General features: G+C 46.4%; 29 protein-coding genes. 23 read left to right on the forward strand and 6 right to left on the reverse strand.

From position 1 onward, the window contains the following. Nucleotides 1-28 precede the first annotated feature (28 nt). From Q1A08_RS09445 to Q1A08_RS09455, 3 genes are all read left to right on the forward strand, one after another. Nucleotides 29-385 carry a YibL family ribosome-associated protein gene (locus Q1A08_RS09445; protein WP_299772194.1) on the forward strand — a complete coding sequence of 119 codons (357 nt, stop codon included), beginning with the start codon at nucleotides 29-31 and terminating at the stop codon, nucleotides 383-385. A gap of 161 nt (nucleotides 386-546) precedes the next feature. Next, nucleotides 547-747 (forward strand): DUF4177 domain-containing protein, encoded by a 201-nt coding sequence (locus tag Q1A08_RS09450; protein WP_299772196.1) that lies wholly within the window; start codon nucleotides 547-549, stop codon nucleotides 745-747. 46 nt (nucleotides 748-793) lie between these two features. Beyond that, nucleotides 794-1576: an alpha/beta hydrolase gene (locus tag Q1A08_RS09455; RefSeq protein WP_299772198.1), complete on the forward strand. Its 783-nt coding sequence runs from the start codon at nucleotides 794-796 to the stop codon at nucleotides 1574-1576. Nucleotides 1577-1607: 31 nt separating this feature from the next. Here Q1A08_RS09455 and Q1A08_RS09460 read toward each other — a convergent pair whose 3' ends face one another. After that, nucleotides 1608-2159, reverse strand: coding sequence for a TetR/AcrR family transcriptional regulator (locus tag Q1A08_RS09460; RefSeq protein ID WP_299772200.1), 552 nt, complete (start codon nucleotides 2157-2159; stop codon nucleotides 1608-1610). A gap of 110 nt (nucleotides 2160-2269) precedes the next feature. On the opposite strand from Q1A08_RS09460, the gene Q1A08_RS09465 reads away from it, so the two are divergent. Both Q1A08_RS09465 and Q1A08_RS09470 read left to right on the forward strand, forming a co-directional pair. Further along, nucleotides 2270-2734, forward strand: a complete 465-nt coding sequence (locus tag Q1A08_RS09465; RefSeq protein WP_299772202.1) for an HPP family protein — start codon at nucleotides 2270-2272, stop codon at nucleotides 2732-2734. A 72-nt stretch (nucleotides 2735-2806) separates the two neighbouring features. Beyond that, nucleotides 2807-3289 carry a VOC family protein gene (locus tag Q1A08_RS09470; RefSeq protein WP_299772203.1) on the forward strand — a complete coding sequence of 161 codons (483 nt, stop codon included), beginning with the start codon at nucleotides 2807-2809 and terminating at the stop codon, nucleotides 3287-3289. A gap of 78 nt (nucleotides 3290-3367) precedes the next feature. Here the strand turns inward: Q1A08_RS09470 and Q1A08_RS09475 are convergent, their stop codons facing one another. After that, the gene (locus tag Q1A08_RS09475; RefSeq protein ID WP_299772205.1) at nucleotides 3368-4315 is read right to left on the reverse strand and encodes an ROK family protein; all 948 of its coding nucleotides are present in this window, start codon (nucleotides 4313-4315) and stop codon (nucleotides 3368-3370) included. 143 nt (nucleotides 4316-4458) lie between these two features. Here Q1A08_RS09475 and Q1A08_RS09480 point away from each other — a divergent pair, with 143 nt between their 5' ends. Next, nucleotides 4459-5172, forward strand: a complete 714-nt coding sequence (locus Q1A08_RS09480; protein WP_299772207.1) for a YebC/PmpR family DNA-binding transcriptional regulator — start codon at nucleotides 4459-4461, stop codon at nucleotides 5170-5172. 559 nt (nucleotides 5173-5731) lie between these two features. Then, nucleotides 5732-6823, forward strand: a complete 1092-nt coding sequence (gene glpQ, locus Q1A08_RS09485) for a glycerophosphodiester phosphodiesterase (RefSeq protein ID WP_299772209.1) — start codon at nucleotides 5732-5734, stop codon at nucleotides 6821-6823. Nucleotides 6824-6877: 54 nt separating this feature from the next. On the opposite strand, the gene Q1A08_RS09490 is transcribed toward glpQ, so the two are convergent. The 3 genes from Q1A08_RS09490 to Q1A08_RS09500 are packed head-to-tail and all read right to left on the reverse strand — an operon-like array spanning nucleotide 6878 to nucleotide 8438. After that, complete coding sequence (locus tag Q1A08_RS09490; RefSeq protein ID WP_299772210.1) at nucleotides 6878-7489, reverse strand: DUF998 domain-containing protein; 612 nt, start codon at nucleotides 7487-7489, stop codon at nucleotides 6878-6880. A gap of 44 nt (nucleotides 7490-7533) precedes the next feature. Further along, nucleotides 7534-7956: a MarR family transcriptional regulator gene (locus Q1A08_RS09495; RefSeq protein ID WP_299772212.1), complete on the reverse strand. Its 423-nt coding sequence runs from the start codon at nucleotides 7954-7956 to the stop codon at nucleotides 7534-7536. Continuing rightward, nucleotides 7956-8438, reverse strand: coding sequence for a MarR family transcriptional regulator (locus Q1A08_RS09500; protein ID WP_299772214.1), 483 nt, complete (start codon nucleotides 8436-8438; stop codon nucleotides 7956-7958). Before Q1A08_RS09500 ends, Q1A08_RS09495 begins: the two co-directional genes overlap by 1 nt. A gap of 373 nt (nucleotides 8439-8811) precedes the next feature. Between Q1A08_RS09500 and Q1A08_RS09505 the strand changes: the two genes are divergently transcribed. The 3 genes from Q1A08_RS09505 to Q1A08_RS09515 all read left to right on the forward strand — a co-directional run bounded on the left by Q1A08_RS09505 (nucleotide 8812) and on the right by Q1A08_RS09515 (nucleotide 13566). Beyond that, entirely contained in the window at nucleotides 8812-9585 is a 774-nt protein-coding gene (locus Q1A08_RS09505; protein ID WP_299772215.1) for a cyclase family protein, read from the forward strand. A 175-nt stretch (nucleotides 9586-9760) separates the two neighbouring features. Further along, a complete protein-coding gene (locus tag Q1A08_RS09510; protein WP_299772216.1) occupies nucleotides 9761-12025 on the forward strand; it encodes an indolepyruvate ferredoxin oxidoreductase subunit alpha in 2265 nt (754 codons plus the stop codon). Between the two features lie 23 nt (nucleotides 12026-12048). Next, on the forward strand, nucleotides 12049-13566 hold the full coding sequence (locus tag Q1A08_RS09515; protein WP_299772217.1) for an indolepyruvate oxidoreductase subunit beta family protein: 1518 nt from the start codon (nucleotides 12049-12051) through the stop codon (nucleotides 13564-13566). A gap of 108 nt (nucleotides 13567-13674) precedes the next feature. On the opposite strand, the gene Q1A08_RS09520 is transcribed toward Q1A08_RS09515, so the two are convergent. Next, nucleotides 13675-14034: a DUF3703 domain-containing protein gene (locus Q1A08_RS09520; RefSeq protein WP_299772218.1), complete on the reverse strand. Its 360-nt coding sequence runs from the start codon at nucleotides 14032-14034 to the stop codon at nucleotides 13675-13677. A gap of 142 nt (nucleotides 14035-14176) precedes the next feature. Between Q1A08_RS09520 and Q1A08_RS09525 the strand changes: the two genes are divergently transcribed. From Q1A08_RS09525 to Q1A08_RS09585, 13 genes are all read left to right on the forward strand, one after another. Continuing rightward, a complete protein-coding gene (locus Q1A08_RS09525; protein ID WP_299772219.1) occupies nucleotides 14177-14815 on the forward strand; it encodes a YigZ family protein in 639 nt (212 codons plus the stop codon). Between the two features lie 192 nt (nucleotides 14816-15007). Further along, nucleotides 15008-15403 carry a hypothetical protein gene (locus Q1A08_RS09530; protein WP_299772221.1) on the forward strand — a complete coding sequence of 132 codons (396 nt, stop codon included), beginning with the start codon at nucleotides 15008-15010 and terminating at the stop codon, nucleotides 15401-15403. A gap of 58 nt (nucleotides 15404-15461) precedes the next feature. Further along, on the forward strand, nucleotides 15462-16169 hold the full coding sequence (gene pyrF, locus Q1A08_RS09535) for an orotidine-5'-phosphate decarboxylase (RefSeq protein ID WP_299772606.1): 708 nt from the start codon (nucleotides 15462-15464) through the stop codon (nucleotides 16167-16169). A gap of 8 nt (nucleotides 16170-16177) precedes the next feature. Further along, complete coding sequence (gene cmk, locus Q1A08_RS09540; protein WP_299772223.1) at nucleotides 16178-16864, forward strand: (d)CMP kinase; 687 nt, start codon at nucleotides 16178-16180, stop codon at nucleotides 16862-16864. A gap of 27 nt (nucleotides 16865-16891) precedes the next feature. Beyond that, nucleotides 16892-18106, forward strand: a complete 1215-nt coding sequence (locus Q1A08_RS09545) for a hypothetical protein (RefSeq protein WP_299772225.1) — start codon at nucleotides 16892-16894, stop codon at nucleotides 18104-18106. A 273-nt stretch (nucleotides 18107-18379) separates the two neighbouring features. Beyond that, nucleotides 18380-20065, forward strand: a complete 1686-nt coding sequence (gene rpsA, locus Q1A08_RS09550; RefSeq protein WP_299772227.1) for a 30S ribosomal protein S1 — start codon at nucleotides 18380-18382, stop codon at nucleotides 20063-20065. A 711-nt stretch (nucleotides 20066-20776) separates the two neighbouring features. After that, complete coding sequence (ihfB, locus tag Q1A08_RS09555) at nucleotides 20777-21070, forward strand: integration host factor subunit beta (protein ID WP_299772229.1); 294 nt, start codon at nucleotides 20777-20779, stop codon at nucleotides 21068-21070. Nucleotides 21071-21189: 119 nt separating this feature from the next. Beyond that, entirely contained in the window at nucleotides 21190-22092 is a 903-nt protein-coding gene (rfbA, locus tag Q1A08_RS09560) for a glucose-1-phosphate thymidylyltransferase RfbA (protein ID WP_299772231.1), read from the forward strand. Continuing rightward, nucleotides 22092-22658 (forward strand): dTDP-4-dehydrorhamnose 3,5-epimerase, encoded by a 567-nt coding sequence (gene rfbC / locus Q1A08_RS09565; RefSeq protein ID WP_299772233.1) that lies wholly within the window; start codon nucleotides 22092-22094, stop codon nucleotides 22656-22658. The genes rfbA and rfbC overlap by 1 nt, the downstream gene beginning before the upstream one ends. A gap of 31 nt (nucleotides 22659-22689) precedes the next feature. Continuing rightward, a complete protein-coding gene (gene rfbD / locus Q1A08_RS09570; protein ID WP_299772235.1) occupies nucleotides 22690-23553 on the forward strand; it encodes a dTDP-4-dehydrorhamnose reductase in 864 nt (287 codons plus the stop codon). A gap of 25 nt (nucleotides 23554-23578) precedes the next feature. Then, on the forward strand, nucleotides 23579-24622 hold the full coding sequence (gene rfbB, locus Q1A08_RS09575; RefSeq protein ID WP_299772236.1) for a dTDP-glucose 4,6-dehydratase: 1044 nt from the start codon (nucleotides 23579-23581) through the stop codon (nucleotides 24620-24622). 4 nt (nucleotides 24623-24626) lie between these two features. Continuing rightward, entirely contained in the window at nucleotides 24627-25499 is an 873-nt protein-coding gene (locus tag Q1A08_RS09580; protein ID WP_299772238.1) for a glycosyltransferase family 2 protein, read from the forward strand. Between the two features lie 120 nt (nucleotides 25500-25619). Beyond that, complete coding sequence (locus Q1A08_RS09585; protein WP_299772240.1) at nucleotides 25620-26660, forward strand: hypothetical protein; 1041 nt, start codon at nucleotides 25620-25622, stop codon at nucleotides 26658-26660. Nucleotides 26661-26677: the final 17 nt, after the last annotated feature.

Raw genomic sequence — 26677 nt, forward strand, 5'->3', positions numbered from 1 at the left:
GCAAGCTACATTATTGAGGCAGTGATCATTGAATAGAAAGCAAGAATTACAAACCATTAACAACAAATTGGATAAATTACGCCGTCGATTAGAGAAAGCTAAGCTTGAGCATAATCAAGCGGTAATGGTGAACATTAAGTGGGAGCTCGATCAGTTAACGAAGCAAAAGGCCGAAATAAGCGGCCAGCAGGCTCGTCACAACTCCTCGAAGGCTGAAAAAATCAAAGCGATGGCTTTTAATCGAGTGCTTAGTAAGGCGGAGCAGGCTGATATGGGGAAGTTGAAAAAAACTGTACGGGGTTTAGTCGTGGTTCACCCGATGACCGCCCTAGGTAAGGAAATGAAGCTGAGTGAAGTTACGGGTTTTGCCCCCAAAAAGTTCTAAGCCCTACACTCTTAATATTTAAGTTTAAACTTTAAAAGAGTAGTTGATATTGAGTAGCCTATTCCCCTGATGGCTAATAGAATCTGCCTTATATCTGTTGGTAGCTCTGTTTTAAGTAGCTACTTGAAGTAAATGGAAAACAAACGAATCTGGAGGGTGCCATGTGGGAATACAAGATTATCGATTCAAATAAGGCTGAAAAAGGCGGATTTTTGAGTGGGCGGACTATTGAGCAAGCAGAGGCCTATTTAAACGAGCTAGGTGCGCAAGGTTGGGAAATCATAGATCTTGATTTTAATATGGACCCAACTATGCCCAGTGGGGCTACCCATTTTCACGGTGTTGCCAAGAGGGCAAAGTAATATCTACTTTTGAATAGCTAATAAACTGATTGGGTAGGAGGTGTCTATGCGCCACTTTTCTTTTAGCCTTAGTGTTCTTTCTTTATGGCTATTTGTAAGCCAAATAGCCATGGCCGATTATTTTTTGTCAGCCGGCCACCGTATTTATTTTAGCGATAATCAGGCGCATGGGCCGAATGTCGTACTGGTTCATGGCTTTGCTATGGATTCGAGCATGTGGCTGAACGCAGACTTCTATAGCCATCTTAATACGAACTATAGAGTCATCACTATTGACTTGAGGGGGCACGGTCAAAGCGATAAGCCGACTTCAGTTGATGAATACGGCCCCAACGTTGGCCTGGATATAGTTCGATTATTAGATCACCTTAAGATTGAATCCAGTCATATGATCGGCTTTTCTATGGGTTCTTACATGATAGCTAGATTACTGGTCTCTCATCCTGAAAGGGTTGAGTCAGCTGTTCTAGTGTCTGGTTTCTTTCCCGGAAACAGTAAGCAAGAAACAAAGTTCCAAGAGCATGTTGCCGAAGATATGCTCGAGCACGGAGAGCTGGCCTTAGCCGCTGTGGCCAAGGGCTGGGCTTTTGATGCAGTGACCAAAAAACAAATTTCAGCTATAAAGGTACCGCTACAGTTTGTTTTTGGAAGTGAAGAGCTGGATGATTTTTATCGCTCCCAAAAAGCCATGCTAGAGCTACCAAGAAATTCGCAGCCTATTAAAGTTATAGAAGGAGCGGATCATGATAGCCAAAGGGCAGCAATTCTACATCCAGAGCTTAAGTCCATCATTATTGATTTTTACCAAGCTCTTAAATCTGAACCTTGAACAGATAGTAGAGTAAGTGTTGCTGTCGAAGTTAGTGGATGTAAAGGCGCTTGATAATATCGAGGCTGTGTTTTGCGGATGCTTTATCATCACAAACATAAGCACGATTAATGGCGCCGTCCACCAATAAACAGATTGAGTCGAGCAGTTCGGTCGATTCGTTTGCCAGCTTGCTGTTGATTAAGTCCCGGAATTTGAACTGATGTGCCTTGCAGTATTCGGTGATCTCTCCGCTATTTCCTTTGTATTCATAGGCGACATTAATAAAGAAGCAACCCTTAAAATCACCTAGCGCTTCGTTGTTTCCTGAAAACCAAAGATCAAGACCCGAAAATAACGCTTCAACAACTTCTTGTTCACTCGCGCCAGTAGGGGTTATGGCGTCAATCCATTGTAAATATTCTTCACTGCGTAACTTTAAAGCCTCTAAGATCAAGCTCTCTTTGCTATCAAAGTGCTTATAGAGAGTTTTCTTGGAAATCCCCGAAACTTGTAGGATCTCATTAATACCTACGCTGTTTACCCCTTTTTGGTAAAACAGCTTGAGTGCGCACTCTAGTAATTCTTGTTTTTTATCTGACATTTTCGAACGTATGTTTTTGTAAGGCATATTGACGGGGTATACCGATCTGTCTACCATGGTAAACAGATCGGTATACCTCTATGGTAATGCCAAATGGATTTTCAGGTAAAGTGTTTAGTTTAAATTATATGTTGAGTGTGTTTTCAGGCCTATGTGCGGCGGTAGCCATTTCTATATTGGCTTTTTCCAATGAACTGTTTCCACAGTACGGCATGCTAATGGCGCCATTTGGAGCGACCGCGGTATTGGTATTCGGTTTGCCAAATAGCCCTTTGGCACAGGCTAAAAATGTGATTTTCGGCCATGTCATTACAGCTAGTATTGGAGTCGCCGTGTTTTACTCTTTAGGGGCTAGCCCTTGGTCAATGGGCTTGGCAACTGGCTTAGGTATTTCGGCAATGCTGCTTAGTGGTACAACTCATCCGCCAGCGGGTGCTAATCCTATCTTGGCAATCATGACAGCCCAAGGCTGGGAGTTTATTTTGTCTCCGGTCTTATTGGGTGCTTTGAGTATTTGCCTTATGGGGTACCTGGCGAATTTAATTCGCTCTCGAATAGAGCCTGTAGGAATGTAGTTTTTAAGCTGATCGCTAAACGATTCAAAATTATTAAAAATGTCAAAAACGCTAGATGAGTAGGTAAAAATAATGCTTAAACGTAAATTTCTAAATGCATTTGTGCTGTGTTTGTTGGCTTTAAGCCCATTAACGAGCAGCTACGGACAAACACCTTATACCAAGGGATTTGACCATATAGGCTTAACCGTTAAAGATCTGCAAGCCTCTACGAGCTTCTTTGTGGACACCTTGGGCTGGCGCTTAACTTACGAAGATAAAGAGTATCCAGCAAGTTTTGTAAGCGATGGCAATATGTTTTTAACGCTTTGGCAGGTTAAAGATAAAACTAAAATCGTAGACTTTAGCCGCAAGCAAAACGTCGGGTTACACCATTTGGCGATTAAGGTAAAAAGCTTTGAGGCACTCGATAAGCTGTATGAAAAGTTGAAGGAGCACCCTGGTGTCGTTATCGAGTTTGCCCCAGAGCTATCCTATGGTGGCCCAGCAAAACATATGATGATTCGCGAGCCCAGCGGCAACCGTTTGGAGTTTAAACATTCGCCGGCTCGATAGTCTTGATGCTTGGCGCCGTATACTTCTTGGAATTTCTTAAGCTGTTACCCTATCTAAGTTCTATCCCGTCTTAAGTTTTTACCATAAATGAGCAGCGCCAATCACCCCCGCAGAGTCACCTTGCCTTGCCGCAACAATACGGCACAGTATTTCATCGCTAAAAACATATCGCTCCAAAGCGCCAGGTAAATCTTCATACAGCTGATCAATATTTGAAAGCCCGCCACCAAGTACGATAACTTCTGGATCAATAATATTGATGACGTTCGCTAAGGCGAGGGCCAACATTTCTACATAGTGCTTCAGTGTTTGCCGGGCCTCGGCTTCTCCTTCGGCGGCTGCTTGGGCGATACTCGCAGCGCTTCTAATAGATGCCAGTTTGTTCAGGTCCCAGTCGCTTTGGCTTAGGGCGGGGCCGCTTAACCAGGTTTCTACACAGTTGTGGCGGCCGCAATAACAAGGGCGTTGGCTTAGGTAATCGCCTAACTGAGCGAGCTTGAAGTCTTCGCTATCAACTAAAGCGTGAAGGGCCAGTGGGTTGTGGCCCCATTCACCGGCGATATGACTGGGCCCTTGTAAGAGCTTCTGATTGATTACAATGCCGCCACCTACGCCGGTGCCCAAGATGACGCCAAATACGGAGTTAGCTCCTTTTGCCGCACCGCTATGAGCTTCTGCTAAGGTAAAACAATCGGCATCATTGGCCAAACGGACAGCTCGCTTCAGTCGTTTCTCAAGATCGTCTTTAAGTGGTTGGCCATTCAAACACGTGCTGTTGCAGTTCTTCATTAAATTGTCGCGAGTGGAAGGCGAGCCAGGGGTGCCTATCCCTAAAGGTAGTGATTCGCTTGAGTGTTTTTTGTCCAGCTGTTCTAGCAGTGAAGCAATGCTGTTCAAGGTCGCTTGATAGTCACCCTGAGGGGTGGCCACGCGAATGCGCTCAATGACTGTTCCATCAATATCTAATAAAGCTGCTTCTATTTTGCTGCCGCCTAGGTCTACCCCTAGCTTCCTCTTATCTGTCATTTTTAAGTTGCCAAGTCCCCGATTGCAGGCCGCTGGATTTATACCCAAGCACTCAATTCGCCATGGTATCGATCGTCTCACTTTCTTGCTACCGCCTGAGCTGCTAAAATCACGCCTTTTTAAAGCAGTGATGGACGATTCCTATGGGCAGAGCCTTCCAAAACCGAAAAGAGTCGATGGCCAAAACATCGAACATGAAAGCCAAGGTCTACAGTAAATACGGCCGTGAAATCTATGTTTGTGCGAAATCTGGCGGTGTTGACCCTGACGGTAACCTAGCCTTACGTTCGATGATCGAACGCGCCAAGAAAGACCAGGTACCAAGTCATGTGATTCAAAAGGCTATTGATAAAGCCAAAGGTGGTGGTGGGGAAGACTATTCTACTGCTCGATATGAGGGTTTTGGTCCGAGTAATACCATGGTAATAGTTGATTGCCTTACGGATAACCCCAACCGTACCTTCGGTGATGTACGTACTTGTTTCAACAAGGCTAAGGCCAAGATTGGTTCTCAGGGCACCGTAAGTCATATGTTTGATCATTCCGCGATTTTGGTTTTCGCCGGTGATGATGAAGAAGCTGTTTTGGAAGCGCTGATGATGGCTGATGTCGATGTTACCGATATTGAGCTGGAAGATGGCAAGGTCACGGTATTTGCACCACACACCGAGTCCCATAAAGCCAAGCAGGCCTTGTTAGAAGCAATGGGTGAAATTGAATTCGATGTCGATGAAATTCAGTTTGTGCCACAAACCACTACCCCTGTAGCGCCTGATGACCAAGAAAATTTCGATAAGCTTATCGATATGCTAGAAGACTTGGATGATGTTCAGCGAGTTTTCCATAACGCTGAATAATACGCTTCTGAATCTAGCTATTAACCTTAAAACCCAGTTTTGAGGTTAATAGCATTTACTTTATTTTCAGCTTATTAATAGCTTTATCCTTATCTTCCCCAATTTCTCCATCGTCTAATTTCAGCATTTTAAGTATAAGCACAATGTAGCGTGTTCTGGTGACCTTAGAGCTTATCAGGTCTTATCAGAGCTTGTCCGAATCGGATGAGGACGAGAGCTAGTATGGAGGCTGCTTTTGGCGACCCTGAGAAGCCCTAAGGTCGCCAGAGTATGCGGCTGTCTAAATAACTAAAGTGCAGTTAGGCCGCTTTAGCCCTTATGGTAGTTGGTCTGGAACACGCTTAAACCATGGATTCGCGCTATCCGGGCGCTCAGCCTCCGGCCAAGCCCAAACCTCTCCCGGGGAAATTTGTCATGCTGCTCCACGGTTTCTATGCAACCACCATAAGGGCTAAAATCTACAAATTGCCATATTTAAAAATGAGAGAATAATTGGCTTTTAATATAGCCTTCATATCCAAGCGCTAAGCTACAATCGATAAAAACACAGGATATTGATATGCGTTCTCCTATAGCTTCATTGCTGCTTATTAGCACCTTCCTGACGGCGTCACTTGCGGGTCAAGTTACGGCATCACCGAAACAAACCCACACAAATAACAGCAAAGCACTGGTGATTGCCCACCGTGGAGCGAGTGGCTATTTGCCAGAGCATAGCCTTGCAGCAAAGGCCTTAGCGTATGGCATGGGCGCTGACTATATCGAACAAGATGTGGTGATGAGTAAGGACAATGCGCTATTGGTATTGCATGATCCTTACTTAGATCGTGTCACCAATGTGGCAGTGTTATTCCCGGGACGTGCAAGAGAAGATGGTCGCTACTATGCAATCGATTTCACTCTAGCAGAAATCAAACAGCTAGAGATGACCGAGATTTTCGAGCGCCAAGACGGCATGCCCAAACAAAAATACCCCGAGCGATTCCCCATCTGGAAATCCAGTTTTAAAGTATCCACTTTGGCGGAAGAGTTGGAGCTTATTCAAGGTCTTAATCAGAGTACCGGTAAAAACATCGGTATATACCCAGAAATCAAAGCGCCGGCCCTGCATCGAGCTGCGGGAAAGGATATTAGTTTAGCTGTGCTAAAAGAGCTAAAGAAGTTTGGCTATAGCAAAGCAAGCGATAAGGTATTTTTACAGTGCTTCGACGCTGACGAACTGCAGCGAATCAACGCAAAACTTATGCCCAAGCTGGGGATGGATCTAAAACTGGTACAGCTGATTGCAATGACTGAGTGGGGTGAAACCCTGCGTAATAATGCCATGGGCCTAAAACCAGAGCCCTATAACTATGATTGGATGATGAAGCCTGGTGCTGCGCAGGAAATTGCCAAATATGCCGAAGGTATCGGCCCTTGGTTTCCCATGTTGGTAGATAGAAAAACAGGTCAGCCCAATCATATGGTGCAAGAAGCCCAGCAAGCAGGATTACTGGTTCACCCCTACACCTTTAGGGCCGATAAAGGACAGATCCCATCGCCGTTTAAAAACTTCGAAGAGTATCTGGCCTACTTCTATAGTGTTGTAGGCGTTGATGGCGTTTTTACAGACTTTCCGGACAGGGCAGTGAGGGTGCGAGATTCACTTTAGGAAAAGCACTAATTTTTATGGCTTGTAACCTTACCCTTCAATACCACTGCTGTCTTATGCGGTTGCCAATTGAATTGATAGTAGGCTAAGCCAAATAAGCTGCACCCAATACGATAGCCGCTGATACAAACCGGCAGCGCCTTTTTCTTTAAAGGCTTTGGCCAATTTATAAAGGAAGTAGCCCGCTAGCAACACAGCCAACATCGATAGCACCCTAAACCAAGTTGGCAGGAAGGTTGTCTCTGGTGCGAATGCAATCAGTAGAGGTGCGATAAACAAAGAAAGCAGCATAAAAAAGCCTGCCCAAGAATGAATTTGGCAGGCATGGCTGGGCGTTTCGGTATAAGGGTCTTTATCCATAGGGAAGAAGCCGGCGACCCAGGTGCCCAAGCCGTGCACAATAATCATCACTCCGCTGAGTGTTAAAGCCCAATTGTTTTCTGGCAGTGCTAACAAATAGCCACCAAAGGCGCAAAAGATAATGCCTAGTGGGTAATTATTGATGAGTGGCGATAGGGTTTGGGTAGGGCTTCCGGCAGCACCTAACTCACTACAGAATTGCTGGCGATGATTATAGTTGGGGTAAAACTTTGCGGCGATATACACACCGAGTGAAATCCAAACAGTGGCAATTAATCCGCTGAGTGCAAGTAGCTGCTCTAGCACGAGTATGATCCTTGTTGGGTAATAACAAACCTCGAGAGCTGATTTTATTTGCCTGTGATGGTCTTTTGCAATAGGGCGGTTAATTGCTGCTTCTCATCTTGGCTTAGGTGAGAGAAGGTTTGTTGTTCATGGGTATTGGCCAAAGGAATCAGCTCCTCCATTAAGGTTTTGCCCTTTGGGGTAAGTGAAACAAAGACCTGACGCCGATTCTCAATATCTTTATTGCGCTCTAGAAGGCCATCTTTGGCTAAGCGATCTAGGGATTTACTGACCGTAGGTTGGTTGAGTAAAACCATTTCCACCAATTCACTGACGGTGCGTTTATCATCCCAGCAGCTGGCGAGAATGCGCCAACTACTTATGGGAATCTGATATTGCTTGAGCCGTAAGTGGAATTCACTGCTGGTGATATGGCTAGCTTTAGCCAATAAAAAGCCCAGGTAGTTCTGCGCAAATCCCTGGGGCATTAGACAACCGTGTTTTCTAAGTGCTTACGAAGCTTGCCTACCGTTTCAATCAGCATCTTTTCTTCTTCGTTACTGAGAACGCTGAAGACATGATCGACCCAGTTTTCGTGGTCGTTTACCATGCGTTGAAATTCCTCGCGGCCTTTATCAGCTAAAAATACATCGCTGATTCGACGATCTTCGCGATTCGGTTTGCGAATGATCAATTGATCCTCTTCCATGCGATCCAATAAGCGTGTGATATTGCCCTTTGAGGCCAGTAGGCTTTTGGCGAGCTTGGTGGTGCTTACGGTTTCACCATCCATAGCATCGAGGTTCGCTAATACATCAAAGCGGGTGAGTGAGCTTTTAAAGGTCTTATCGAGATGACTATTGGTCATTTGCTCCATGCGCTTGGAGCATTTCAGTAGCTGTAACCATGCGCGCAAGGCGTTCTTACTGTGACTGTCGTTATAGTTGATGTCTTGTTGTGCTGTGTCCATGGATTCTTATCGTCTCAATTGCGGGTGCCTACCATTGCACCATTTGGCCATTGTACCCCTGAATGCTAGTGTAAAAGAACCTTACACGGCATGTATTTGACCCAGATCGTAAAAACCAAGCATATTTCTAGGTTTTTATGATCGAGTCTAGAGTTACCGCCAATTCAATGCTGAAGAATAGTGTTTGTTAAAATTGTTTACAAGTTAAAGAATTACTCATAATATATATTTCAACATAAGGCATTAGCTGCGTTTGCAGCATGGCCATAGTGTGGCAAAGTATGGTTTTGCAAGTACGGAAAATGAGGCTTGGCCCCATCATTGGGTGCTAATCCATTGAATCGAATAAATAAGAATAGCGAGAGGATTCCCTATGTCTGCGAATAGTCTGATGCAGTTGGCCCAGCAGCTAAGCTCTGGTGCGGTAAAAGTTGTCGATCTAACCCAGGTTTTAGGTCCTGATACCCCGGTTATCCAGCTTCCTGAGCCCTTTGCCAATTCGCCGGCCTTTAAAAGTGAAGTGATTTCTGAGTTTGATGATGGTGGCCCTGCCTGGTACTGGAATCAAATTAGCTGTGGTGAGCACACTGGCACTCACTTTGATGCCCCAGGTCATTGGATCAGTGGTAAAGAGTACAGCGATGGCACTACCGACACCATAGACGTGAATAACTTGGTAGGCCCAGCATGCGTGATGGATTTTAGTAAAGAGTCTGCGGACAACAATGACTTCCTGCTTGAGCCTGAGCATATTAAGGCTTGGGAAGCTGAACATGGTGATATTGAAGCAGGTTCTTGGGTATTGATGCGCACCGATTGGTCAAAGCGTGAAGGGGCTGATTTCCTAAACGCCGATGAAAATGGCCCCCACACCCCTGGGCCTTCAGAGGCCGCGATTAAGTATCTCATTGAAGAGCGTAATATCACGGGCTGGGGTGTTGAAACCGTAGGCACTGATGCGGGAGCAGCAGGTGGTTTTGAAACACCGTTCCCGGCGCATACTTTGATGCATGGTGCAAATAAATATGGTTTGGCCAGCTTAAATAATCTTGATCAGCTGCCACCAAAAGGCGCCATTATTATTGCGCCGCCATTAAAAATTGAAAATGGTTCTGGCAGCCCATTGCGCGTTTTGGCTCTTGTCTAGCAATAAAGTGATAGCAACATACTGCGCGCAATAGTGCAGAAACCGCGGACAAAAGATAGTTCGCAGTAATGCCGCGCATTAAACCTGATAAGTTAAGTCACTGCGTGAGTGGTGGCTATTTTCCTCTCGAATAGATAGGCGAGGCCTTTACTGTGCCTAGCTGAAGGTAGTTCCCATGGCCGAGCGGTCGTTTAAAAAAGAAGTTCAAATTCTTAGAAAAGGTGCGGGCGAAGAGCTCCATGTTGAAGGTATTCTTGGAGTAACCAAGGCGCTTCTACAGTCTGGTGTCGCCTATGTAGGTGGCTACCAAGGCTCACCAATTTCGCATCTCATGGATGTTTTAAATGATGCTCAAGAGATTCTAGAAGAACTCGATGTGCACTTTGAATCCAACGCTAGTGAAGCCACGGCGGCGGCGATGTTGGCGGCTTCCGTTAACTACCCACTGCGCGGTGCGGTCGCGTGGAAATCGACAGTAGGCACCAATGTGGCTTCTGATGCCCTGGCTAATCTAGCTTCGGGTGGAGTAAAGGGTGGGGCATTAATCGTAGTCGGTGAAGACTACGGTGAAGGCTCTAGTATCATGCAGGAGCGTTCTCACGCTTTTGCGATGAAATCTCAAATGTGGTTGCTCGACCCAAGGCCTAATCTGACGTCTATTACGGATTCAGTAGAGTGGGGTTTTCAGCTGTCCGAAGCCAGTAGTACTCCGGTAATGTTAGAGTTGCGCATCCGTGCTTGTCACGTGCACGGGAGTTTTACCGCTAAAGACAATATTCGCCCCCCACTAACGGTTAAAGAGGCGATGGAAAACCCTGTGCGCGATACCAGTCGAATTGTATTGCCTCCTTCGGTTTTCCTACATGAAAAAGAGAAGGTTGAAGATCGTTTACCTGCGGCCATTGATTTTATTAAGGCCAATAAACTCAATGAGTTTTTTGAGCCACGTAATGGCGGCAATGAAAAACTCGGCATCATTTTGCAAGGTGGTTTGTATAACACCTTAATTCGCGCCCTAAACATTTTAGGTTTGGCGGATGCCTTTGGTAATAGCGATATTCCACTTTACTGCATGAATGTGACTTACCCTTATGTCGATGATGAAATCATCGAATTTTGTCGCGGTAAAGATGCAGTTTTGGTGGTTGAAGAAGGGCAGCCAGATTATATCGAGCAAGCTATCAATAAGATGCTTCGCAATGCCGACGTAGCAACGCGCTTGCATGGTAAAGGTATGCTGCCGGTTTACGGCGAGTATCAAGGCCAGCCTTTGAAAGAAGGTGTAGAGAAATTTATTCAGGCTGAAGCGCCTCAAATGCTGAAAGCTGAAGTTATGCCTGCCAACGACGCGGGTGTTGCGGATGATAGCGCCAATGTAAGCCCGATAGTCCAGAGCTTTGACCCTAAAGCTGCGGCGCAAGACGTAATCTCTAAGGCGACCGCTCAGCCAATTGCGAAAGCGGATAATCTAATTCCACTTACCGATCTTGATGAACTGGTGCCGCCAAGGCCCGCAGGTTTTTGTGTAGGTTGCCCTGAACGACCAATTTTCTCAGCTATCAAGCAATTACAGTTTGAAAAAGGTGAGTTTCACGTCAGTGCGGATATTGGTTGTCACCTGTTTTCTATCTTGCCGCCTTTTAACTTGGGTAATACCACTATGGGTTATGGCCTTGGTGGTGCAGCTGGCTCGGCCTTTAATGTTGACGGTGTTCGTCGCACCATCAATGTGATGGGTGATGGTGGTTTTTGGCACAATGGCTTAACCAGTAGTATTGGTAGTGCGGTATTTAATGAAAACGATAATGTTTTCTTGATCGTTGATAATAACTACTCAGCGGCAACCGGTGGCCAGGATGTCCTTTCCTCCAAGTTTTACGTTGATCACCGCAGTACCCAAAACCCCATTAAAAAAGCGGTACAAGGTGTAGGCGCCAAATGGGTGAGGGTGGTCGATACCTATGATGTGGAAACCGTAAAAGCTACCTTTAAAGAGGCGATGGAGACCCCGATCAAGGGTCCTAAAATTATTATCGCGCAAAACGAATGTATGCTGAATAAGCAGCGTCGAGTTAAGCCGCAAGTTCGTGCTGCTATGAAAGATGGTAAGCGCGTCGTTCGCGAACGTTTCTTTGTGGACGATGAAACCTGCACTGGCGATCACGCCTGTATTCGTTTATCTGGCTGTCCTTCTCTAACCGTGAAGGAGAATCCCAACCCTTTGAAGTCCGATCCGGTTGCTTATGTTGATAATGACTGTTTGGGTTGTGGCCTGTGTGGTGCTAATGCTCATTCAGCCGTTTTGTGCCCATCTTTTGTAAGAGCCGAAGTCATTTCAAACCCTAGCAAGATGGATAGCTTTTTGCACGGTATACGTCAGAAAGTGATTGGCTTTTTGCAGGCTAAGTTGCAAGCCAAAATTGATAAACACGCTTTTTAACGCGCATTTGTGAAGAATTCTCTATGACTGAAAAGACAGTAAAACCGATCACTATTGCTATCTCTGCCATGGGTGGACAGGGCGGCGGCGTGCTATCAAATTGGATTCGCGATTTAGCGGAAACTAATGGTTATGTGGCGCAATCAACCTCGGTTCCGGGCGTGGCTCAGCGTACGGGTGCGACCATTTATTACTTGGAATTATTTTCTCAAGCAGCCATGAAAGAGGCAGATCAGGAGCCGGTGTTAGCAATGACGCCAGTGCCTGGTGATGTGGATGTGTTGATTGCTGCGGAGCTTGTCGAAGCCGGTCGTGCTTTGCAACGCGGTTTTGTCAGTGCTGATCGCACTACTCTGATTGCAACGACTCATCGCTCATATACGGTGGCGGAGCGCCAAGAAAAAGGCAATGGTTTGGTAGATGGCGATAAAATCGTTCAGATTGCTGAGCAACAAGCTAAACGTCTGATTGCATTCGATATGAATCAAGTGGCCATTGAAAATGGCTCGGTTATCAGCTCCGCCTTGTTTGGTGCTTTGGCGGCATCCGATGCTCTACCGTTTAATAAGGCTCAGTTTGAAGCGGCCATTGAAGCCGGCGGTGTGGCGGTGGCCAGTAGCTTGGCAGCTTTTAATGCGGCCTATCAAAAGGGGCGGGAAGATAAAACCGAAGAGCAGAAGCCAGTTAGCAAAGAAGCTTTTGCCAGCTTGCCAGCAGAGGTGGCTAGCGAATCGGCGCGTGAGCTATTGCAGCGCGTAAAAGATGAGATCCCAGAAGTATTTCAGGGTTTGGTTTTTGAGGCAGTAAAGCAGTTAGTGGATTACCAAGACCCTGAATATGCCCATGAGTACTTGGATCGACTAAAACCATTTATTAGCGAAGATAGTAGTGAGCAGGAGTATCTGCTTAGCCGGGAAGTGGCTAGGCAGTTGGCCTTGTGGATGGCCTTTCAAGATACCATTCGTGTTGCTGAGCAAAAAATTCGAGCTGATCGTTTTGAGAAAATTAGACGTGAAGTTAAGGCGAATGATGCCCAGATGGTTTACCCGGTGGAGTTTCTACATCCGCGGGTAGAAGAGATTTGTGACAGTATGCCAAAAGCTATGGGGCAGTGGGCTTTGAATAATAGCTTTGCGCGCAGCTGTATTTCGGCTCTTTTTTCTCATGGTCGCAAGCTGCAAAGTGCAAAACTGAGTGGCTTCTTACAGCTGTATTTTTTGGCAAGTATGAAGTCAGGACGAAGAAAAACCCTACGCTATTCTCATGAAAACAATAATATTGAAGCTTGGTTGGAGCGTGTCCAGCAGGCTACATCGAAAGATTATCAGACAGCTTTCGAGATAGCCAAGTGCCAAAACTTGATCAAGGGTTATAGTGATACCCATGCCCGTGGCTATGAGAACTTTAACGCTATTATGGCTGAGGTTGATAGCTGGCTTGCTAGTGGGCAGGGCAGCTTGGCCGATCGTGTTGCAAGCCTAAATAAAGCCGCTTTAACTGGCGAGGATAGAAAGGCCTTTGAGGCAGAGTTGGCCGCGTAATATTCCAGCACTGTTCTCAGTTTGTTCAAATTCTAGTGAGGAGTACGACGTTACTCCTCACTGTTGTTTCTTATCCAAGGCTTTGGCGATAATCGCAATACAAGCGAGCTATTTTTTAAAATATCCTTTTAATTCTTCACGTAAGGGCATTGGTTTTACCGGGCTTATATTGGCTCCTCCTGTATTTCCTAGTGGTACCCAGATCGGCGTTATAATTGGGCTGGCGGCGGTCCTCAATAGTTGACCAAGAATTTCTTTCCAATCATTTTGCCTCCAGCCAACTTTTAACATCCAAAAGTGACTAAGTGTATGAGGCCAAATTTGTTGCTGGCCAAGAACGTGAGCATTCTCAAGCTCATAAAAACAAGCTTGCCACTGCTTCTTAGAATACAATCCTCTGGCTTTATTCATATGTTGCTCAAAAGCGTCTCGCAGTTTCTTTGAGTGTTTTTCGCTATCTCTCTTCATTTAGAAAACCTCCCTCTTAGGTGATTAAGGCAATTGTTATGCTTCCAGTTGCCGTAAGGTCAAGCCTTATCCCTTGTTCTTTGCGGCCTGTGTTATTATCTTGGTCGACTCTCCTGACCTTAGTAGCCATACCTAAGTATCTATGACCGAAACACCGCAAAAAGAAATTCTGACCGGGCAGTTTATGCATCCGGCTCAGTCTGTTGAGCACTGCTACGAAATCAAAAAAAGCGAGTTTATCTGTCAGTTACATCAGGTAGAGGATCGGGCGGCGGCCATGAAAATGTTGGACGCTGCTCGTGAACAGTACCCGGACGCGCGCCATCACTGCTGGGCCTATATTTTGGGCGACCCAAAACAAGCCGTATCGCAGGCGTTTAATGACGATGGAGAGCCTTCGGGCACCGCTGGTAAACCCATCCTAAATGTCTTACAGCATCGGGATATGGGAAATACCATGGCCATTGTGGTGCGCTATTTTGGTGGCATAAAGCTTGGCGCTGGAGGCTTGGTTAGGGCTTATTCTCAAGCAACTCAGCAAGCGATTGAGCTTTGCCCATTGTCACCTTTTATACCCAAGCGACAACTAGCGCTTGAATGCCCCTATGACTTAGAGCCGAGCTTGCGTCGCTTTTTAGAGCAGCATCATGGGACTGTCGAATCTCAAGAGTATGCCGAGCAGGCCAAACTTTTAATTTCCCTACCTGAGCAATCAATAGCCAGCTTTAAAGTGTGGCTTAGTCATCATTTTCAGATTAAATGCTCTTTTGATGAAGAGTGATCGGCCGATACGACTAATAACGGGAACCTAAACTGCGTAGCCGAGTCTTTAATCTACATTGATTCTTGGCTTAAACCGGTAATGGGTCTTTACTAAGCTAAGATCTTCGATTCACCCTCGGTTAAGTCGCAATGGCTGATTATATGTTGGCCGGAACAAAGGGTTTAAGTAGGTTTAGAGGTATCAAGTAGTATGTTTGAATTTGGTGTGAAGTCTGTGCTGTCGGCGGGTTCAAAGGTCACTTTGATCTCGGCAAGTTTTTTGTTTGCATTGCCAGCCGTAGCGAAGTGTAAATACTACTCTTATCTCGATTATGGTGTAGACCCTAGTGTTGGAAAGGTTTTTCGAAGTTCTGGTGTGCGAATGTACCAGCCAGGTTTCGAGGCCGCTTATAGCCCCTATGGGCATGTTAAAAAAGACGGTTTTGTGGTGGAAAGTTTAGGGCCGTTTAATAGCTCAAGTGAAGCAAAGCTGCATTTGCAGTTAGCACTGCGCAAATTGAAAAGCGAAGGCTATAAACAGCGCTCTGGAGCGTCCTTTCCAAGGGTAATGTTGCTTAATAAAAAGCTTTGCGCGGTCACGGGCTAAAACTCTGCTGGGAAAGCTGCTAAAATCAGCGCCGCAATATTCCCGTATAGAGCCTGAAATCGCTATGAGCCAATCCCCAATCGTTGTCGCCCTTGACTATGATAATGCCGCTGATGCTATTGCATTGGCTGATCGCTTGAACCCTTCTGAGTGTAGACTGAAAGTCGGTAAGGAGCTGTTTACCAGTTCTGGCCCTGCTGTAGTTGAACAGCTAATGAAGCGCGATTTTGAGGTGTTTTTGGATCTCAAGTTTCACGATATTCCTAACACCTGCGCCAAGGCGGTAAAAGCCGCTGCTGAACTTGGTGTTTGGATGGTTAATGTGCATGCCAGTGGTGGTCAGCGCATGATGGAAGCGGCGCGCAATGAGTTAGGGAAATTCTCAACGCCGCCACTTTTAATTGCTGTTACTGTTTTAACCAGTATGGATGAGCAAGATTTGGCGGGTCTAGGCATCGATGCTACACCTCAGCAGCAGGTTTTAAAGCTCGCGAAACTAGCGCAGCAGTCTGGTATGGATGGTGTGGTTTGCTCCGCTCAAGAGGCGCAATCATTGCGTGAGCAGTCTGGTGACGACTTTTGCTTGGTGACTCCAGGTATTCGACCTGCTGGCAGTGCTGCGAATGATCAGCGACGAATAGTAACGCCAGTGCAGGCCTTGGAGTGGGGCAGCAGTTATTTAGTGATTGGTAGGCCAATTACTCTAGCGCAAGCGCCAGCTGAAGCATGTGCTGCCATCCTTAAAGACATTTCGGCGGCGGGCTAGATTTGGCTATGGTTCAGCAGTCGGCGTTTATTATTACCATTGATGGCCCTAGTGGGGCTGGCAAAGGCACTGTTTCAGCAAGCTTGGCTTTACGCTTAGGTTTTGCTTTGCTAGATAGTGGTGCGCTCTATCGTCTAACGGGTTTGGCAGCGCGTCTGTCAGCATGTGATTTTGAAGATCATGCTGCCCTTGGTGACGTGGCCAGAACCTTAGATGTTGAGTTTCGCTCAAGCGAGCACGGGGTGACGATATACTTATCTGGCCAGGATGTTAGTAGAGCCATTCGTACCGAGCAGGCCGGAATGGATGCCTCCAAAGTGGCGGCGGTGCCAGCGGTTAGAGATGCTTTGTTGCAGCGCCAGCGTGATTTTGCCGAGGCTCCGGGCTTGGTAGCTGATGGTCGAGATATGGGAAGTACAGTATTCCCAGAGGCTCCGTTAAAGGTGTTCTTGACGGCGAGCGCTGAAGAGCGTGCCAATCGCCGTTTGAAGCAGCTGCAGTTGGCAAATGCTGAGCAGGAATACGATTATCAGCAAATATTGAGCGATATTGAGGCGCGTGATAAACAAGATAGTGAACGCAGTAGCTCGCCCTTGGCAGCTGCAGCCGATGCTATTCATATCGATAGCAGTCAAATGACAATTGAGGAAGTGTTGACCAAAATTCTAGATTTATATCGCGCTTGCTGCGATTAAATATCAAGGGTTGATACAAAAACGATAATGGATTTCTGGATTCTGCCTCTGCTGCTGATTTTGTTATTGGCGGCATACTACATCGGGCGACGCGTGCAGCGTCGTCGTTCTCGTCAGCGTCGACAAGATCGCCATTTGATCTTTGATAGCAAGGCGCAGCAGTACATTTCTGGCTTGAATTATCTTTTAAATGAAGAAGGTGATGCCGCCGCAGAAGCGTTTATTGATGCCTTGCCGGTTAGTCGGCAAACCCTTCAAACCCACCTTTCTTTAGGGCGCATGCTGCGCAAAAACGGCGAAATTTCTTCGGCCATCAGAACTCATCAAAGTTTGCTGGCATCACCTTATTTAGAGGCCGATGATGTCGATTTGGTGCAGTTGGAGCTGGCGGTAAACTACGTAGTAGCAGGCTTGTTAGATCGAGCCGAAGCCTTGCTTAAAGATTCCCTAAAAGCTCATGATCCGAAAATTCGTGCCCAGGCGCTGGAGCACTTGGTCGCGCTTTACCGTGAGGAAAAAGAGTGGCAAAAAGCCATTGAGGTGATCAATCGTCATGCTGAGCGACGCTTTGGCCGAGCAACCGAAGATTGGGCCTTGCAGCAAAGCCACTTTAGTTGCGAAATGGCGGAGCAATCTATAGTTCGAGGCGCTTACCAGGAGGCTCAGCGCCAGCTCAGGGCGGCTTTGGCTTTTGATAAGCGATGTCAGCGTGCCCAGTTGTTGCAGACGAGACTGCAGCTGCTGCAGGGTGATTATGTAGCGGCTCACAAGCGGCTGAAAAAGCTGATTTTGTCAGGCTCTGATCTATGGGAGCCAATGGCTGACCTGCTGATACAGGTTTACGAGCAATGTGGGCGTAGCGAAACTATACTGCAGGAGCTGCGTGAGCTGAGCGTGAATTACGGTGTGGAGCAGCTATTGCCTGTGGTGTACCAAGGCTTGCTGGCTCTGGATAAAGAGCAGGCTCGTTGTTATCTGCAAGATATGTTTGAGGCCTCAGCCTCCTCGGCAGCGCTGCTGGAGATCTTGGCGGACCAAGGGCAAGAAATTGCGACATTGCGTCCTTTATTTCAAGAGTATGTTGTTGCACAGCGAGAGTCCCAGATGCCCCATATATGCTCAAGCTGTGGCTACAGTTCCCAGCAGCTGTATTGGCTGTGCCCTACCTGTAAATCTTGGGGGAAGGGGCGTCGTAACATTAAGTTGAAAAGTGCCGAGCTGGGCCGTGTGGCCAATGCTTAGATCTTGGCTTCAGCGATTAAACGTCGAATCAGCACTTATTTTCTGTTAAACCCCCGTCATAGCTGGCTTTTCGTTGAATTTCTTTTGGCTTTCTGGTAGTCTCCGCCCCTCGCAATTTCCTGCCAAGTGCATTTGACGTGTTGCGAAGGGGGTAATGCCAGCCATGTTTGCCTCCAATTTCATTAACAGACCCATGCGACTGGCCGTGTGGCAGAGTGGTTTACAGGCACCGTCTTTATAAAGCCGTAACCACCTTTATCTATAGGTATTGTAATGAGCGAAAGCTTTGCAGAATTATTTGAAGAAAGTTTAAAGTCCGTTGATATGGTTCCCGGTTCAATCGTAACCGGTGTTGTTATCGACGTAGACAAAGATTGGGTTACCGTTCACGCTGGTTTGAAATCTGAAGGTGTGATTCCTGCGGCCCAATTCCTGAACGAAAGCGGTGAGCTAACACTAAATATTGGTGATGAAGTTCAGGTTGCTCTAGAAAGCGTTGAAGACGGTTTCGGTGAGACTCGCCTATCTCGCGAAAAAGCCAAGCGTGCTGAAGCTTGGACTGTACTTGAAGCGGCTCACGAAGCCGATGAAGTGGTTACTGGTGTTATCAATGGTAAGGTTAAAGGTGGTTTCACCGTTGACGTTTCCAGCATCCGTGCCTTCTTGCCTGGTTCTTTGGTTGACGTTCGCCCAGTTCGCGAAACCGCTCACCTAGAAGGCAAAGAGTTAGAATTCAAAGTTATCAAGCTAGACCAGAAGCGCAACAACGTTGTTGTTTCTCGTCGTGCGGTTCTTGAGCACGCCAACTCTGCTGAGCGTGAAGAATTGCTGGCCAATCTACAAGAAGGTATGGCGGTTAAAGGTATCGTTAAGAACCTAACCGACTACGGTGCTTTCGTTGACCTAGGTGGCGTTGACGGCTTGTTGCACATCACTGACATGGCTTGGAAGCGCATCAAGCACCCAAGCGAGATCGTAAATGTTGGTGACGAGATCGACGTTAAAGTATTGAAGTTCGACCGTGAGCGTAACCGCGTATCTCTAGGTCTTAAGCAGTTGGGTGAAGATCCATGGATCCAGATCACCAACCGTTACCCAGAGGGTGCTCGCATCAAGGCTGTTGTAACTAACTTGACTGACTACGGTTGTTTCGCCGAGTTGGAAGAGGGTGTTGAAGGTCTAGTTCACGTTTCTGAAATGGATTGGACTAACAAGAACATCCACCCATCTAAAGTCGTTAATGTTGGCGACGAGTTGGAAGTGATGGTTCTAGACATCGACGAAGAGCGTCGTCGTATCTCCTTGGGTATCAAGCAGTGTCAAGAAAACCCATGGGATGCCTTCGCACGCACTAGCGCCAAGGGCGACAAAGTTACCGGTAAGATCAAGTCTATCACTGACTTCGGTATCTTCATCGGCTTGGAAGGTGGCATCGACGGTTTGGTTCACTTGTCTGACATTTCTTGGCACGAAGCCGGCGAAGAAGCCGTTCGTAACTACAAGAAAGGTGACGAGCTGGAAACCGTTATTTTGGCTATCGACCCAGAGCGTGAGCGTATCTCTCTAGGTATCAAGCAGTTGGATGCTGATCCGTTCTCTGACTATGTTGCTCAGAACGACAAAGGCGCCATCGTTGTTGGTACCATTAAAGAAGTAGACGCGAAAGCTGCTGTTGTTGTGCTAGCTGACGACGTTGAAGCTGTACTGAAAGCCTCTGAAATCAGCCGTGACAAGGTAGAAGATGCCCGTAACGTTCTGAAAGAAGGCGAAGAAGTAGAAGCTAAGATTGTTAGCGTTGACCGTAAGAATCGTGCGATCAACCTATCTATCAAGGCGAAGGACTTCGACGACGAGAAGAGCGCTATGAAAGAGCACTCTGCTAAGCAGACTGAGCAAGTAGCTCCTGCGACCATTGGTGACCTGATCAAGGCGCAAATGGCGAGCCAAGACAAGCAGTAATCTCTGCGAGTTCTTAGCGAAAGCTTGAAAAAGGCGGGTTTATCCCGCCTTTTTTGTGCCTGTTCGCTTTTTGTTGTGTCAGTGCGGCTCCTTTGTTTCAGTCATGGCGTGTCGAGCTGTTCTGCTGTGATTTTTAAGTGGAAGGCTGGCCAGACTCTAAGGTGGGGCTAGTGTTTTTCCGTTCCGGTGTCGCATTCATGCGACTGTGCAGTGTTTCTTAAAGCTGGCCCACCCAAGGCGCTAGTCCCTCCAAAACATTAGCCCCATCCTAGATTCTTACTTGGGTTTCTTTCTCAAGCTTTTCTTTTAGCGGTCAGCTGATATGGATTTGACAGCTAACGACCAATTCCAGTACAGCATGCACTAGGTAGCGAGAAGCTTCGCAGGGCTTGCCCGACTTGGAGGAGGGCGAGAGCTTGTATGGACACAGCAGTTTGCGGTCCTGAGAGGCTTCTCCCTACCTAGTGTATGCGGTCCACAGTGCAGGGACCCGGAAAATTGATTTTCAAATCCTGTCCGCCACTCATGCGAGCTAAGTCACTGAAAGCCCTAAAAAAGCCCAAATTCACCCCGCCAAAGCCGTAAATGAGCCTAATTAAGAGCTAAAATCAGCTTAAGTGGCTATAATTTTACATAACTTGTTGATTTTTAATGTTTTATCAGGTTATCGTTGCACTGCGGTAGATATTTCAGGTTGACTGAAGGTATGCCATGACCAAATCAGAATTGATCGACAAAATAGCCTTACACCAAGACCAGCTGTCTCAGAAAGATGTCGAGTTAGCGGTAAAATTGATGTTGGAGTATATATCCACCATGCTGGCGACTGGTGAACGCATCGAAATTAGAGGCTTTGGGAGCTTTTCCTTGCACTATCGTGCTTCTCGTGTGGGTAGAAACCCTAAGACGGGAGACTCTGTAGAGCTTGAAGGAAAGCATGTGCCCCATTTCAAGCCAGGTAAAGAGCTTCGTGACCGAGTTAATGAAGGCTTGCATCGCTCTTAGCGCTTCTCTGCTGTAAAATCACGCCATATTATTTTGAGGGCATTTATTGCCCTTTTTGCCGTTTTATCACGAGCGAGCTAATACCTAATTAGCTCGCGAGTTTATTGGGATTTAATTAAATGACAGATTCTATTAACCCGAATGGCCGCAAAGGCATTATCTTGGCGGGCGGCTCGGGCACGCGCCTATATCCGATCACCCGTTCCATTAGCAAGCAGATGGTGCCGATTTACGATAAACCCATGGTTTATTATCCGCTGAGCACATTGATGATGGCCGGTATTCGGGATATTTTGCTGATTTCTACCCCTCGTGATTTGCCGGCATATGAAGAGTTGTTGGGTGACGGCAAAGAATGGGGCTTGAACATTCAATATGCTGTTCAAGAAAGTCCAGATGGTTTAGCACAGGCGTTTATCATCGGCGAAGAGTTCATTGGTGATAGTGATTGCGCTTTGGTGTTGGGCGACAATATTTTCTACTCTCAAGATTTCCATAAAGTTCTCCAGCGTGCGAGCGCCCAGCAAGGTGGCGCTACCGTTTTTGGTTATCACGTCGATGATGCTAGAGCCTATGGTGTAGTGGAATTTAGCCCTGAGGGCAAAGTTCTATCGATCGAGGAAAAACCCGCGGAGCCTAAATCTAAATACGCGGTTACCGGTCTCTATTTTTACGACAACAGAGTTATTGAAATTGCTAAATCCATCAAGCCATCTGATCGTGGTGAATTGGAAATTACCGATGTTAATAGGGCATACCTAGAAGATGGAAGCCTGACTGTCGAACTCTTGGGTCGTGGTTCAGCATGGCTTGATACCGGCACACACGATAATTTGCTCGAGGCTGGTTATTTTATTGCGACACTAGAAAAGCGTCAGGGATTAAAAGTCGCTTGCCCTGAAGAGATCGCTTATCGCATGGGTTATATCGATGCAGAACAACTCAAGGATTTAGCTAAACCTCTGGAAAAGAGTGGTTATGGCAAGTACTTATTGGGTGTTCTAGAGGATCAAGTATTCTAATGGAAATAGAAAAGTGTAATATTCCTGAGGTTTTGCTACTCAAACCAAGAGTTTTTGGCGATGAGCGTGGTTTTTTTCTAGAGACCTTTCGCCAAAGCTGGTTTGAAGAGCAGGGGCTAGATTATCAGTTTGTTCAAGATAACCACAGTTCATCTGCCAAGGGTGTTTTGCGTGGTTTGCATTATCAAATGGAGCAAACACAGGGCAAACTCGTTCGAGTTGTTCGTGGTGAAGTATTTGATGTCGCCGTCGATATGCGTCAAGGCTCACCAACATTTGGGCAGTACGCATCGGCGATTTTGTCTGAAGAGAACAAGCACTTGTTCTGGGTGCCCCCCGGCTTTGCTCATGGCTTTTTAGTACTCAGCGAGATGGCTGAGTTTGTATACAAGTGTACAGACTACTACCACCCCGAAAGCGAGGCATCGCTGCGTTGGGATGACCCAGCGGTGGCAATTGATTGGCCACTTGCGCAACATGGCATAAGCGCCCCAAGTTTGTCAGATAAAGACAAAGATGGATTCTTATTGGCCGACGCGCCGACCTTTGATAGTGAGAAATTCTAGCGGTGAAATTAATTTTGGGTTTTAAGTGTCCATGAAGATACTGATTACCGGTGGCAGCGGGCAACTGGGCTATCATTTGCAGAAGATCGCTGTCAGAGACGATAAGTACCAAGTTCTCAGTCCTGGTAGCGCTGAGTTTGACCTAGCGAATCCCAAGGCCATTGAATCTTTTTTGACGTCAAATAAGCCCGATGTGATTATCAATGCGGCGGCTTATACAGCGGTTGATAAAGCCGAAACCGAGATTGATCTTGCAATGGCAATCAATGGTGTCGCAGTTGAAACTCTTGCTAATTACAGCATAGAGCAACAATGCCCCTTGATCCAAGTTTCCACGGATTTTGTATTTGATGGCCAGCAGGGCAAGCCTTATGCTCCTGATACAAGGTGTCAGCCTCTGGGTGTTTATGGTGAAAGTAAACATTTAGGTGAGCAGGCTGCGCTGAGATCTCCATATGCCAAGGTGGTGCGTACCTCATGGGTATACAGTGAGCATGGTACTAACTTTGTGAAAACCATGCTGCGTTTAGCCGCAGAGCGGGATCAGCTAAGCGTGGTGGCTGACCAAATCGGTAGCCCGAGTTACGCCGGAAATCTTGCTCAGTTTATTTGGCATTTAATAGAAAACCCTAGTGATCAAACTGTTTTACATTGCAGCGATGCCGGCGTTTGTAGCTGGTATGATTTTGCTCATAGTGTTTTTGACTTGGCAAGCTCCATGGGCAAGTTAAAAAGTGTGCCGCAGCTTACACCCATTAGAAGTGATGAATACCCAACCGCCGCAAAACGCCCTTCCTACAGCGTATTAGATTGTAGTGAAAGTTATAAATCAGTAGGACTTGTGCCGCAACAATGGCGTGAGGCCTTAACGGTAATGTTAGAAAAGCTTAACTAGCTAGAACTATTTCTGAGTGAAAAATATGAAAACTCTATTGGTAACCGGTGGCGCAGGTTTTATCGGTTCTAATTTTTGTCACTATTGGGCAAAGCACTATCCACAAGACAAAATTGTTGTACTTGATGCCTTAACGTACGCGGGTCATGAAGAATATCTTAGTGATCTCAAAGATAGCGTTGGCCTAGAATTTGTCCATGGTGATATATGCGATTATTCCTTGTTAGAAGCCTTGTTTGAAAAGTACCCCTTTGATCATATTGTGCATTTTGCAGCGGAATCTCATGTTGATCGCTCGATTACAGGTCCTGATGCTTTTATTGAAACCAATATTATTGGTACCCATAACCTATTAAAGCTGGCGAAGCTACACTGGTTAGATAAGGGCGTTGCGGAGCACCGTTTTCATCATGTGTCTACCGATGAAGTTTACGGCAGTTTGGAAGCGGATGACCCAGCCTTTAGTGAGTGTACGGCCTTTGCACCAAACTCTCCGTACTCGGCAAGTAAAGCGGCATCCGACCATCTTGTTAGAGCTTATCATCATACCTATGGTTTGAATGTAAGCACCAGTAACTGTTCTAACAACTACGGCCCAAGACAAGACAAAGAAAAGCTTATACCTCTAATCATTCACAATATCTTGAACGGAAAAGCCTTACCTATTTATGGCGATGGTATGAATATTAGGGATTGGTTGTATGTGGATGATCATTGTTATGCGATTGATTTAATACTGCAGCAAGGCATAAATGGCGAAGTGTATAATGTTGGCGGTGAAAACGAATGGGCTAATTTACATATCGTAGAATTAATTTGCGATCTTATCGATAAGAAGCTTTCAAGCGAGCCTGCTTACCTGGCGCAGTTCCCTGACTCACCAGTAGCTAAAGGTAATAAAGCACGGGACTTGATCAGCTTTGTTAAAGATCGGGCTGGGCATGATCGTCGTTACGCTATCGATCCAAGCAAGTGTCATGCGGAGCTCAATTACCATCCTAGAGAAACCTTTGAAACAGGCATAGCCAAAACACTCGACTGGTATTTGGCAGAAGCCATCAAGGTTTAGTACTTTGCAAGCTCCACATTTAAGCGCGTCGGTTGTTCTCTATTTCACCAAGACCGACGTGTTGAATCAACAGCTAGATTCTTTGCTGAAGGCAATGACTGAATTTTGCAAAGAACATTCTGGTGCTAGCTTAACGCTATATTGGATTGATAACAGCGTAGATGAAAATTATCACCAGTCCTTGCTTGATTTAATTGACGGTAGAGAGCTGCCTGGAAATATTATCCTCAAGTTGATTCGAAGCCAGGAGAATCGTGGTTATGGGGAGGCTCACAATCAAGCTTTGCAGCGCCTAGAAAATGGCACTGACTTCGATACAGCCAACGAGAGCTTCGACTCTAAAAAGCCGTCACATGACTACCATCTATTGTTAAACCCTGATGTCTATCTATCGAAAACGTGTCTGCTCGAATGTTTCCAGCAAATGGAGCTTGCTCCCAAGATAGGTCTGCTCACCGGCAAGATTAGCGATAACTATGAGTCAGTACCACATGTGGCCAAGCGCTTTCCGGGTATAAGGCCCTTGTTGGGCAGGTATTTGCGCCTTCCAATTTGGTTGCAGCAGCAACAAAAATACATCTATGCCGACAAAGACTCTAAGAAAGCTTTCGATGCGGAGTTAGCTGGTGGCTGTTTTTACTTTTGCCGGCTGTCGGCATTGCGCTCAGTCGCTGGCTTTGATGAGCGTTATTTTTTGTATTTTGAAGACTTTGATTTATGCCAAAGACTGCGTAATCAGGCGTGGATTTTACGCTATAGCCCTGACATCACGTTTCAGCATGACGGCGGTGGGGTAAAAGCCAAATCATTTCGCCATCAGTGGTTTTTCTTCTGCTCTGCCCTACGGTTTTACAGTTGCCATGGCTGGCGTTGGTGATTGCCATGGTCCTCCTTTAAAAGTGTGCGCTGGCTCTCAAAACCAAACAAGCCCTAATGAATATTACTGAGTAGCCACTCTTGAGTTTCGTTAGATCTACATAACTATGTAGGTGACTTCATGAGATTCAAATTCCTTAGTTTTACTGCGCTGGCCGCATTGACCTTAAGTTCGGTTTTGCAAGCAGCAGATCTTCCACTAGAGCGAGATATTCTTGCTCGCTTGCAGCAACTTTCCGAAAATAACGCCTTGTTGGTGCAAGACAGAGAAAGCAGTCTGCAAGATTTTGAGCGTAAACTTAATGCCGCCAGGGGGGACTTGGCTAATCTGAGAGTAGAGCTTCAAGATAAGGAGCAGGAGCTGGCCCAAGTTACTGCGGCAGGTGAATCCCAAGCTAGGCAGCGTAAATTGGCAGAGCATGCACTTGCTATGGCTAAACGAGGCGTTAAGAATCGCCAGAAACGTGTAGAGCGAATTGAGGGCAAGTTAAGCCAAGAGAAGATTTTACTTGAACAAGCTCGTAGCCGGCTAAGTAAAAACGGAGTCGACATAGCACGTCAAGAGCTTAAGATTGCTCGCTTAAAAGAAGAGCAAAAGAAGCAGCAGCTGGCCAAGGCTGCAGAAGCTAAGCGCCAACAAGAAAGAGCCTCTAAGCCGCAAGTCCAGCAAACTTTGGCACAAACTAAACCCAAGTTAGTTTTGGCTGAGCCTAAGATAGAAAGCAAAGCTCCAGAACCAGTTCCAGTACAAGAGCTACCCTCTACTGCGGTAAAGCAATCAAATGAACCTGCGCAAGATCAAGATCAGGAACAAAAACAACAGCTAGCAATGCTGGATGACCTAGCAAGAAAACAAGCCGCAGCAGAAGAGCAGCGTCTTCAAACCGCGCTCGCTGGGCCTGAAAGATCGGGTCGCCAACTCTATAAAGGACTACAGATTAAAAGTGATACCGTCGATGGACGCTTTGAGTACTTAGGTAATCATCAGTATCGATCTGAAACCGCTGTTACCGCTGGCCGGCATATGTTTACGGTGGGCTCGCACCATTATAGAGGTACAATCCCGAATGCGGATGACGGCCAAATTTATGTGTTTTTGTACGATACCAGCCGTAAAGGAAAACCGCGTTTAAGCATGTATCGAAAGTCGCTGTTACCATAAGAACAGCTATAGAGGCG

It is taken from the genome of uncultured Pseudoteredinibacter sp., from assembly GCF_947500695.1.
Classification (GTDB): Bacteria; Pseudomonadota; Gammaproteobacteria; order Pseudomonadales; family Cellvibrionaceae; genus Pseudoteredinibacter.

Bases quoted from the DNA above. Each gene is read 5' to 3' on its own strand.
- Q1A08_RS09450 (WP_299772196.1), top strand. From the start codon at position 547: ATGTGGGAATACAAGATTATCGATTCAAATAAGGCTGAAAAAGGCGGA.
- Q1A08_RS09455 (WP_299772198.1), top strand. From the start codon at position 794: ATGCGCCACTTTTCTTTTAGCCTTAGTGTTCTTTCTTTATGGCTATTT.
- Q1A08_RS09460 (WP_299772200.1), bottom strand. From the start codon at position 2,159: ATGTCAGATAAAAAACAAGAATTACTAGAGTGCGCACTCAAGCTGTTT.
- Q1A08_RS09470 (WP_299772203.1), top strand. From the start codon at position 2,807: ATGCTTAAACGTAAATTTCTAAATGCATTTGTGCTGTGTTTGTTGGCT.
- Q1A08_RS09475 (WP_299772205.1), bottom strand. From the start codon at position 4,315: ATGACAGATAAGAGGAAGCTAGGGGTAGACCTAGGCGGCAGCAAAATA.
- Q1A08_RS09480 (WP_299772207.1), top strand. From the start codon at position 4,459: ATGGGCAGAGCCTTCCAAAACCGAAAAGAGTCGATGGCCAAAACATCG.
- glpQ (WP_299772209.1), top strand. From the start codon at position 5,732: ATGCGTTCTCCTATAGCTTCATTGCTGCTTATTAGCACCTTCCTGACG.
- Q1A08_RS09495 (WP_299772212.1), bottom strand. From the start codon at position 7,956: ATGCCCCAGGGATTTGCGCAGAACTACCTGGGCTTTTTATTGGCTAAA.
- Q1A08_RS09500 (WP_299772214.1), bottom strand. From the start codon at position 8,438: ATGGACACAGCACAACAAGACATCAACTATAACGACAGTCACAGTAAG.
- Q1A08_RS09505 (WP_299772215.1), top strand. From the start codon at position 8,812: ATGTCTGCGAATAGTCTGATGCAGTTGGCCCAGCAGCTAAGCTCTGGT.
- Q1A08_RS09510 (WP_299772216.1), top strand. From the start codon at position 9,761: ATGGCCGAGCGGTCGTTTAAAAAAGAAGTTCAAATTCTTAGAAAAGGT.
- Q1A08_RS09515 (WP_299772217.1), top strand. From the start codon at position 12,049: ATGACTGAAAAGACAGTAAAACCGATCACTATTGCTATCTCTGCCATG.
- Q1A08_RS09520 (WP_299772218.1), bottom strand. From the start codon at position 14,034: ATGAAGAGAGATAGCGAAAAACACTCAAAGAAACTGCGAGACGCTTTT.
- Q1A08_RS09525 (WP_299772219.1), top strand. From the start codon at position 14,177: ATGACCGAAACACCGCAAAAAGAAATTCTGACCGGGCAGTTTATGCAT.
- Q1A08_RS09530 (WP_299772221.1), top strand. From the start codon at position 15,008: ATGTTTGAATTTGGTGTGAAGTCTGTGCTGTCGGCGGGTTCAAAGGTC.
- cmk (WP_299772223.1), top strand. From the start codon at position 16,178: ATGGTTCAGCAGTCGGCGTTTATTATTACCATTGATGGCCCTAGTGGG.
- Q1A08_RS09545 (WP_299772225.1), top strand. From the start codon at position 16,892: ATGGATTTCTGGATTCTGCCTCTGCTGCTGATTTTGTTATTGGCGGCA.
- rpsA (WP_299772227.1), top strand. From the start codon at position 18,380: ATGAGCGAAAGCTTTGCAGAATTATTTGAAGAAAGTTTAAAGTCCGTT.
- ihfB (WP_299772229.1), top strand. From the start codon at position 20,777: ATGACCAAATCAGAATTGATCGACAAAATAGCCTTACACCAAGACCAG.
- rfbA (WP_299772231.1), top strand. From the start codon at position 21,190: ATGACAGATTCTATTAACCCGAATGGCCGCAAAGGCATTATCTTGGCG.
- rfbC (WP_299772233.1), top strand. From the start codon at position 22,092: ATGGAAATAGAAAAGTGTAATATTCCTGAGGTTTTGCTACTCAAACCA.
- rfbD (WP_299772235.1), top strand. From the start codon at position 22,690: ATGAAGATACTGATTACCGGTGGCAGCGGGCAACTGGGCTATCATTTG.
- rfbB (WP_299772236.1), top strand. From the start codon at position 23,579: ATGAAAACTCTATTGGTAACCGGTGGCGCAGGTTTTATCGGTTCTAAT.
- Q1A08_RS09585 (WP_299772240.1), top strand. From the start codon at position 25,620: ATGAGATTCAAATTCCTTAGTTTTACTGCGCTGGCCGCATTGACCTTA.